Genomic DNA, 8,688 nt, shown 5'->3' on the forward strand with positions numbered 1-8,688 from the left:
GGGCCCGCAGCTGGGCCCGGCGCGCGGGCGGGACGGCCGCGAGCCGGCGCAGGTCGAGCAGGCCGCTCGGACGGCCGGCGACGTCGACCAGGGGGACCACCGGGAGCCCGGCACGGGCGGCGGGTTCGGCGAGGAAGCGGTCCAGGGTGAACCAGTCGGGCCCGGTGGTGACCGGCGCCGTCATGACCTGGCCGATCCGGGTACCGCGCAGGGCGCCCACCAGCACGGCGCGGCGGACCTCTGCCTGGGCGGACGACCAGATGAAGAACCCGACGAGCAGGAGCCAGATCCCGGCTCCGCCGCCCCGGAGGAACTCGAACCAGCCGACGGCGCAGAGCAGCAGGCCGCCCGCCTGGCCGGCCCGTCCGGCGACGCGTTCGGCCTGTTCCTGGTCACCCCGGCGCCACCAGACCACCGATTGCAGGAGCCGCCCGCCGTCCAGGGGAGCGGCGGGCAGCAGGTTGAACACCCCGAGCAGCAGGTTGGCCCAGGCGGTCCACAGCAGCACCGCGGCCGGCAGCTCCCAGTGGAGGGCGCGCTCGACGCCGAGTCCGGCGCCCAGGAAGACGCCGCCGAGGACCAGGCTGGTGAGCGGCCCGATCCCGGCGACGGCGAACTGGCGGCCGGGGCTCGGAGCCCGGCCCATCCGGGTGACGCCGCCCAACGCGAAGACCGTCATGTCGTCCACCCGGATCCCGGCCCGCCGCGCGGTGACGGCGTGGGCCGTCTCGTGCAGGAGCAGGCTCACGGTGAGCAGCAGCGCCCCGACCAGGCCGGCGAAGCCGTAGGCGGTGCCGGAGCGGCCGGGAACCAACGCGGGGAGGGTCTGCCCGGCGAGACTGACACCGAAGAAGAGGACCAGGACGGGTGCGCTCCAGTGGATCCGCAGCGGTATGCCGAGGATCCTCCCCAGCGATGCGGACCCGCGCATCCCGACACCTCCTCCGGGTCGCTGCCGGCCGGGTCCCGTGCTCTGCCCGCGCGGCCGGGCCGGAGCCGCCTCGTCCCGGGTGCGGCGACGGGGACTCCGCGGTCCTCGTCGTCATCGAGGTGCCGGTCGCTGCTTCCATCGTGCGCTCGGAGGGACCGTCCGTCACGGTCCGATGGGCCCACTCCGCGCCCGCGATGAAACCGAGCCTGTCAGGAGACGAGGACGGCGATGCCGTCTCCGAGCAGCTTCAGCCCGAGAACGAAGAACAGGACGGCCATCACGGCGACGTTGTGCTGGGCTGCCCACTCCTTCCAGCCGCCGAGCACGGTCTTGGCCCGCTCTCCGCCGAGAAGAAAGACCGCCAGCGGGGCCAGCAGGCCGAGGGTGGCGATCACGACGAAGATCGCCAGCGATGCGATCTGCTGCCCGACCGGCAGTCCTGCTGAGCCGATCGTGGCGCCCGCGGCGATGGTCAGCGGTGCGTTCTTGGCGTTGAGCGCGGAGAAGGCCAGCCCGAGTGCGAATACCTTGACCGGCGCGAGGCGGTCGATCGCGCCCATCCACTTCGGCAGCTGGGCCTGCGAGGGATCCCTCGGGCGTCGACGCCAGTGCTGGGCACCGAAGAGGACGAGGAACACGCCCAGAGCGAGCTTGAGCGCTCCCACCCAGGTAGCCGGGTGCTCGTGGGCGGAGGCGCCTGCCGGGGAAGCGATCGCCAGCATCACCGCGCCCAGCGCCGTGAGTCCCAGGATCCAGCCGACGGTGAAGAGGACACCGTTGAGACGTCCTCGGGGCGTGGCGAGTATGAGGATGACGGCGATGATCGGGAGCGGGCTGATTGCGACGGCCGCCGCGAAACCCAGCACGTCACCGAGAACTGCGCCCATGGTTGCCTCCGGATGGCGATCCGGTGGAACGGGCTCGGGGGAAGCGGGTGATCCGACCGTCCGTACGATGCAACGGGTTGTTCCGTGATCGGCTGCGCCGTTGTCTTCACGGCTGTGCGGAAGCGGCTGCCCGGAATGGCGACGGCGGCATACTCGGCACGTCCCACCGCTTCCATCGTCCTGCGCCTGGCCGGATCTGTCCTCGGGAGCTTCTCGGAACGGCATCGCCCTGGTGGAGGCAACGTGAAGTGACCGGATGGACACTCGCCAGGGCCGGAGGTTCCCGGGAATCCGGTGAAGGCGTCGATCAGGGTTGAAGGTGCGAGGCAGCGCATCCGCGATGAGGATTGACATGCGAGGGCGAGGGCGCCTCACGTCCGGGTGCTCGGCGGCCCTCGCTCCGATCCGTGGCAGGAGAGTTTCACGATGACTGCGACGAGAGATGCAGCCCAGTCTGCGCACCCCGAGCGGCCGGGCAGGTCGGATGGGGTCTGCAGCGAGTTCACCGTCTTCACCGAGATCAAGCCGGGCCATGCGGATGCGTTGCGGGAGGATCTCGCCGCGATGGCCGACACGGCGGCTGCCGAGAGGACGCACGCGGCGGTGCGCCAGATCGGCACCCTGCACGACGCGCGACATGTGATCTTCGACAACGACACCCGGTTCATGTTCGCCAGCGTCTTCGACGGCTCCTGGGACACCTACATCGACGACTTCGCCAAGACGGTGGTCGGGGAGCGCTTCGACAAGGTCTTCTCGCACAGCGAAGGGTTCCCCGGCGTCAAGGATCCCGGGGCGAAGGACTGGTTCCTCGCCCACCAGGAGCCCGCCGGGGTGTTCGTCAGCGCCTATCCCGACCTGACCGTTCAGCAGATCTACAAGGACCAGCGTGTGGACGAAGCGTTCCAGGAGGTGCTGGACACCCCCGAGTTCCGGGCGGCGCTGGAGAATCCGGCCAACGCGGAGCTGGTGGCCACGCCCGCCTTCCGGAAGCTGTTGGAGGAAGCCTCGGCCTAGAGCCCGGGCGCAGCCACCCTCAGAGCCGACCCGCCGCCGGTGGACCGCGTCGGCCGGTGAGAGTCGCCAGTGCGGGGATGCCCGGACAGAGACCGATGCGGAGGCACAGGCAAACATGAATTCGGCGGACAGCAGCAGCGCGGCCGGTATGAGCGTCGAGATCGACGACGTCCAGAGCGGGGCCCTGCGTCCACGCCCCGTGCCGTATCAGGGAAAGTACGTCTTCCTGCGCGTCGACGACCGCCATGCCGGACGCGCCCTGCTGCGGCGGCTGCTCCCGGTGACCTCGGCCGGCCTGCCCAGCGCGGAACAGAGCCGGGACGCCTGGGTCGCTGTGGCGTTCACCTACCAGGGGCTGAGGGCCCTGGGGGTGCCACAGGAGTCGCTGGACAGCTTTCCGCAGGCGTTCCGCGAGGGCATGGCCGCTCGGGCAGAGCTGATCGGCGACGTGGGCGACAGCGCGCCGGCCCACTGGGAGGCGCCGTTCGGAACGGGCGACGTCCACATCGCGTTGAGTGCCCTCTCCTCCGAAGCGGCGCAGCTGGACGAGGAGTTGGAGCGGGCCCGTGCCGCCTACGAGGACACGCCCGGTGTCCGGGTGATCTGGCAGCAGGAGGTCCGCCAGCTCCCGACCGGCCGCACCACCTTCGGGTTCCGTGACGGCATCAGCCATCCGAACATCGAGGGTGTCGGACTGCCCGGCTCCAACCCGCAGGAAGTCCCGATCAAGGCCGGCGAGTTCATCCTCGGCTACCCGGACGAAACCGGCAGCCTGCCACCCATGCCCAGCCCCGACGTGCTGGGGCGCAACGGCACCTACGCGGCCGTGCGCAAGGTCCACACCAACGTGGCGGCCTGGCGCCGGTACCTCCGCGCGAACAGCTCCAGCGCCGAGGAAGAGGCCCTCCTGGCGGCGAAGATGGTCGGGCGCTGGCCCAGCGGGGCGCCGCTGACGCTGACGCCGGAGCACGACGATCCGGAGCTGGCGGCCGATCCGCACCGCGTCAACAACTTCCTGTACCGGGAGAACGACGACCGGGGGTACCGGTGTCCCGCCGGTGCGCACATCCGGCGCACCAACCCCCGTGATTCCACCATCATCGGCGACGCGCGGATGCACCGTCTCATCCGCCGCGGCACCACCTACGGCCCGCCGCTCCCGGAGGGCGCGCTGGAGGACGACGGCGCCGACCGCGGCCTGGTCGGAGTCTTCCTCGGGGCCCATCTGGAAAGGCAGTTCGAGTTCATCAAGGCCGAATGGCTCAACGACGGCAACTTCATCGGCTACCCCGGCGAGAAGGATCCGGTGGCCGGGCACCACGGCGGAACCGGCAGCGTCACCATCCCGGAGAAGCCGGTACGGCGTCGCCTGCGGAACCTGCCCAGCTTCGTGGTCACCCGCGGAGGTGAGTACTGCTTCGTGCCGGGACTGCGCGCCATGCGCTGGCTCGCCGAACTGGAGGACTGAGGGCGATTCCAGGCTCCCGAGGTGCAATCAGGGTCTCCGAGAGGAGAAGTCGAAGTCATGGCAGCACAGTTCGTCCGCTACACACCGGGCATCGAAGACGACGATCCGCACTTCGACGAGAACCTGCAGACGGTGATCGAAAGGACCGAGAACTACATCGCCGGGTCGGTCGAGGCCGGCGGCACCGGCCGGGCCCTGCGCGATGCCCATGCCAAGGGGTACGGGCTGGTCCGAGGGGAAGTGGAGATCCTGGACGGGCTGCCCCCCGAGTACGCCCAGGGGATCTACGCGACCCCGGGAACCCACGATGCGCTCATCCGTTTCTCCAACGGCTCGCCCCACGCCGGAGCCGACGCACGACTGGGCGCCGCCACCGGACTGGCGCTGAAGATGTTCGACATCCCGGGCCCGACTCTGCTGGAGGACGAACCGGACACGGGCACCTTCGACTACGCCAACATCAACGGACCGATCTTCTTCTGCAACACCGTCGAGCACTACCTGTTCATCCAGGAACTGTTCCTGGACGCGCCGGCCTACTTCTCCCAGGGCCGACCCGGAGCACATCGTTTCTTCACCGAGTTCGTGACCGGAAAGGGGACACTGGACCAGGACGACTGGGCGTGGGACGAGTTCCTGGCCTTCCTGCGTCTGTCCAGGATCCCTCCGGCGAACGTCCTGCTGTCGAGCTACTGGACGATGGGCGCGGTCCGGCACGGGGACTACGTCGCCAAGGTGCGCATCACCCCCGACCCGTCCGCCGCCGCCGCGGTGGTACGGCGCGACATCGACCCGACCTCGGCGGCGGAGGTCTTCCGGCCGGCCCTACAGGCCGAACTGCAGGAGCGGCCCTACGCCTTCGACATCCAGGTCCAGCTCTGCACCGACCTTGAGCGCATGCCGGTGGAGGACACCACCGTGGAGTGGCCCGAGAAGCTCTCGCCGTCCGTCACCGTGGCCAGGCTGCGACTGCCGCAGCAGGACATCTCCGGCCCGGAGAACCTGGAGAAGATGGACTCACTGTCCTTCACGCCTTGGCGGGTCACCGCCGAGCACGCCCCCCTGGGCAACATCATGCGGGCCCGCAAAGAGGTCTACCGGCACTCCTCCATCGCGCGCCACAGACTCAACCGGCAGCCGCGCACGGAGCCCCGAAGTGCGGACGAGGTACTCGGCCCGGCCGGCCACCCGTACAGGTGACATTGCGTCGGTCAGCGCATCGGGCTGGTCGCGCAGGGGCCCGTGCCGGGTCACCGAGCGGCCGCGGGGACGGCGCCGGCCCAGCCCTGGGCTCCGGTCTCGTGGGCGGTTTCCTCGCCCGGCACCGGTCTGGCCGTGGAGATCGGCCGCCGTCGTGACAGAAGGGGTCGCAGCCGAGCAGGAGGCCGGCTCGGGTCAGCCGAGCTCGTTCTTGTGGACGACGCCGTCCTTGACGATGAGTCGCAGGTTGCGTTCGGGATCGGCGAGGACGGACAGGTCGGTGGTCGGGTCGCCGTCGACGACGAGGAGGTCGGCCCAGGCTCCCGGCGCGACGACCCCCAGCGGCGCCGCACGGTAGGGGTCGCGATGGCCGGACAGGCGGAAGAGTTCGGCGTTGCCGGAGGTGGCCGTCTTCAGGACCTCGACCGGGCTGAGGTAGGTGGCGAGGCGGACGAGCATCTCGTTCTGCCGGTGGGCCTTCCCCGGGGCGAGTACCAGGTCGGTGCCGAAGGCGAGCCGCACGCCGTGGTTCACCGCCCAGCCGATGGTGCGGGCGACGCCTTCGCAGACCTCGCGGTTCTTGCGGTCGCTGTCCGCGGATGCGTAGTGGTGGTCGTCGACCTCGAACGGCTGGGTGCTGAGCCACACGTCCTTCTCCGCGAGGTAGCGGATGGTGTCCTCGTCGGCGAGGTGCCCGTGCTCGATGCAGCGCACCCCGGCCTCCACCGCGCGGCGGATGCCTTCGGAGGTGTAGACGTGCACGGTCACGTAGGTGCCCCAGTCGGAGGCCGCGTCGACGGCGGCCTCCAGTTCCGCCGTGGTGAACTGCAGCACGTCGAGCGGGTCGAACTCGGAGACGACGCCGCCGCCGGCCATCAGCTTGATCTGCGTGGCGCCCTTCCTCAGCTGCTCGCGCACCGCCGCGAGCACCCGCTCCGGACCGTCGGCCACCCGCGTGAACCCGATCTGTTCGGTTCGGGCCTGCGGCCCGCCCAGAGCGGTCGGGGCGTCGTAGACCGTCCCGAAGTCGCCGTGGCCGGCGGTTTGGGAGATGGCGGCCTGGCTCGGGTAGATCCGTGGGCCCGGGAACAGCCCGCGGTCCAGCACCCGTCGCAGCGGCTCGGTGTCGCCGGCCATGTCCCGCACCGTGGTGAAGCCGCGCATCAGCATGTCGCGGGCCGCGGCCAGGGCCTGGTAGTAGACGGTGCCGGTCGGCGCGAGCTGCAGCTCCGCCATGGTGCCGCCGATCGCGAACAGGTGGACGTGCGCGTCGGTGAGGCCCGGGAGGAGGGTACGGCCGCCGCCGTCGAGCACCGTCGCCCCGTGGGGTGCACGGCGCGGGAGGGGGCGGCCCAGCACCACCTCTGCGATCCTGTCCCGTTCGACCCGGACGTGCCCCGGTACCGACTCCTCGCCGATCCCGTCGAAGACGCGCACGTTCGTCACCAGCAGCCCGGTACCCGAGTCGTCGACACCCATGCCGCCATCTTCGGCCGGTCACGGAGCCGGGACCAGAGCGACGGACCGATCTGCCGGTCCGACCGTGCCCGGTCGTCAGCCGACCGGCCCAGCCTCGCGTGCGTCCCGGACGGCCACCACCGTCTCGCCCGTCTTCCCCCTCCGCACAGGGCGCCGCCGTGCGTGATTCCGGGCATCCGGATCCCCGACAGCGTCCGGTGGGACCTGATCGTCAAGGCCGTGGAGGCTCACACCGACGCCGTTCGGGTGGTTCCGTATGTCGAGCGGTGGCCCGGGGCGGGGCGCAGAGAGGTGGGGTTCGGCGCGGAGCATGCCGAGCAGGGTCTCGCGCTCGTCGGCCTTCGCGCCGGTCAGGCGGCGTAGGGCGCGCGGCAGGTGCAGGCCCCGGAAGTACGTAGAGTGCGTGCGGAGAGGGAGCCCGGGTCAGGCGTCACAACCGACCTTCGGACTCCCTCGCTTCATCTCATGCGTGCCAGCAAGCCCTCGGCATCAATCATCCAGTCGGACCGGAAGTTCACACGTGAGGCCTCAGACCACCGACATGCGCCAGACCGCCGAACCGCGCCGGACGGCCGCCCACGGCAGAACCGGCCACCGCGCCCCGACCGCGCCGGCCACCGTGCACGCATCCACTGCGCCCCTCCCCGACCAGCACGACCACAGTGCCCTGCGCGCCGCGCTTGCCGGCGCCATCGAGGACGCCATCATCTACGACCTGGACGGCATCGGCGGCCAGTACGCCGCACTTCTCGCCGAACTGCCGGGTGTGGCCGTCCGGTTCGCGATGAAGGCCTGCCCGGTGGACGAGGTGCTCGGCCACCTCGCCGCGCTCGGCTCCGGCTTCGACGCGGCCGGCCCGCAGGAGATCGCCCAGGCCCTGCGCACCGGTGTGCCGCCCGAGCTGATCCACTACGGCAACACCGTCAAGTCCGACCGCAACATCGCCGAGGCCCACCGGCTGGGCGTGCGGGACTTCGCCACCGACAGCCTGGAGGACGTCGCGGCGATCGCCGAACACGCCCCCGGCGCACGGGTGTTCTGCCGGATCGCGACCACCGGCGAGGGCGCGCTGTGGGGCCTGAGTCACAAGTTCGGCTGCTCGCCCGAGGACGCCCTGCGGGTGCTCGGCGAAGCCCGCGCCGCCGGGCTGGTGCCGTCCGGCCTGTCGGTGCACGTCGGCTCGCAGCAGATGACCGCCGAGGCGTGGGGGACGGCGATCGACTCGCTGGCCGCCGTGCTGGAGGCGCTCAACTGGCGCGGCATCACCCCGACCCGGATCAACCTCGGCGGCGGCCTGCCCGCCCTCGGCGTCCTCGACCGGCGGGGGCGCCCGCTCGAACCGCCGCTGGACAAGATGTTCGCGGTGATCCGCGAGGGCATGGAACGGCTGCGCGCCGTCAGCGCCGCGCCGCTGGAGTTCCTGCTGGAGCCCGGGCGCCACCTGGTCGCCGACCACGGTGCGATCCGTGCGCACGCCGCCCGGCTCACCTCCCGCCGTCGCCTCGACGGCACCCGGGAGGACTGGCTCTACCTCAGCTGCGGCAAGTTCAACGGCCTGTACGAGATGGACCAGTTGCAGTACCGGCTGGAGTTCCCCACCCACCCGGGCGGCCAGTTCGTCAACGCCGTGGTGGCCGGCCCGACCTGCGACAGCGACGACGCGTACGCGCAGGACGACGGCCTGGTCCGCGTCCCGCACGCGATCG

The 8,688-nt window shown here is 71.1% G+C and carries 7 protein-coding genes; 4 read left to right on the top strand and 3 right to left on the bottom strand.

The window, feature by feature from the left end; genetic code table 11:
- Together KS423_RS30655 and KS423_RS30660 are read right to left on the bottom strand one after the other, a co-directional pair.
- A partial coding sequence (locus KS423_RS30655) for a site-2 protease family protein (RefSeq protein ID WP_224283033.1) occupies window positions 1–931 on the bottom strand: 931 nt, incomplete at its 3' end.
- 209 nt (window positions 932–1,140) lie between these two features.
- Window positions 1,141–1,818, bottom strand: coding sequence for a GAP family protein (locus tag KS423_RS30660; protein ID WP_224283034.1), 678 nt, complete (start codon window positions 1,816–1,818; stop codon window positions 1,141–1,143).
- A 426-nt stretch (window positions 1,819–2,244) separates the two neighbouring features.
- On the opposite strand from KS423_RS30660, the gene KS423_RS30665 reads away from it, so the two are divergent.
- The 3 genes from KS423_RS30665 to KS423_RS30675 all read left to right on the top strand — a co-directional run bounded on the left by KS423_RS30665 (window position 2,245) and on the right by KS423_RS30675 (window position 5,503).
- Window positions 2,245–2,835, top strand: a complete 591-nt coding sequence (locus tag KS423_RS30665; protein ID WP_224283035.1) for a hypothetical protein — start codon at window positions 2,245–2,247, stop codon at window positions 2,833–2,835.
- 148 nt (window positions 2,836–2,983) lie between these two features.
- A complete protein-coding gene (locus tag KS423_RS30670; RefSeq protein ID WP_224283036.1) occupies window positions 2,984–4,303 on the top strand; it encodes a Dyp-type peroxidase in 1,320 nt (439 codons plus the stop codon).
- A gap of 57 nt (window positions 4,304–4,360) precedes the next feature.
- Window positions 4,361–5,503, top strand: a complete 1,143-nt coding sequence (locus KS423_RS30675; protein ID WP_224283037.1) for a catalase family protein — start codon at window positions 4,361–4,363, stop codon at window positions 5,501–5,503.
- Between the two features lie 195 nt (window positions 5,504–5,698).
- Here KS423_RS30675 and KS423_RS30680 read toward each other — a convergent pair whose 3' ends face one another.
- Entirely contained in the window at window positions 5,699–6,982 is a 1,284-nt protein-coding gene (locus tag KS423_RS30680; RefSeq protein WP_224283038.1) for an amidohydrolase family protein, read from the bottom strand.
- A 541-nt stretch (window positions 6,983–7,523) separates the two neighbouring features.
- On the opposite strand from KS423_RS30680, the gene KS423_RS30685 reads away from it, so the two are divergent.
- Window positions 7,524–8,688, top strand: a 1,165-nt coding sequence (locus KS423_RS30685) for a type III PLP-dependent enzyme (protein ID WP_224283039.1), incomplete at its 3' end; no start/stop codon positions are given.

The sequence above is a fragment of the Streptomyces sp. LS1784 genome (assembly GCF_020103755.1).
Classification (GTDB): Bacteria; Actinomycetota; Actinomycetes; order Streptomycetales; family Streptomycetaceae; genus Kitasatospora.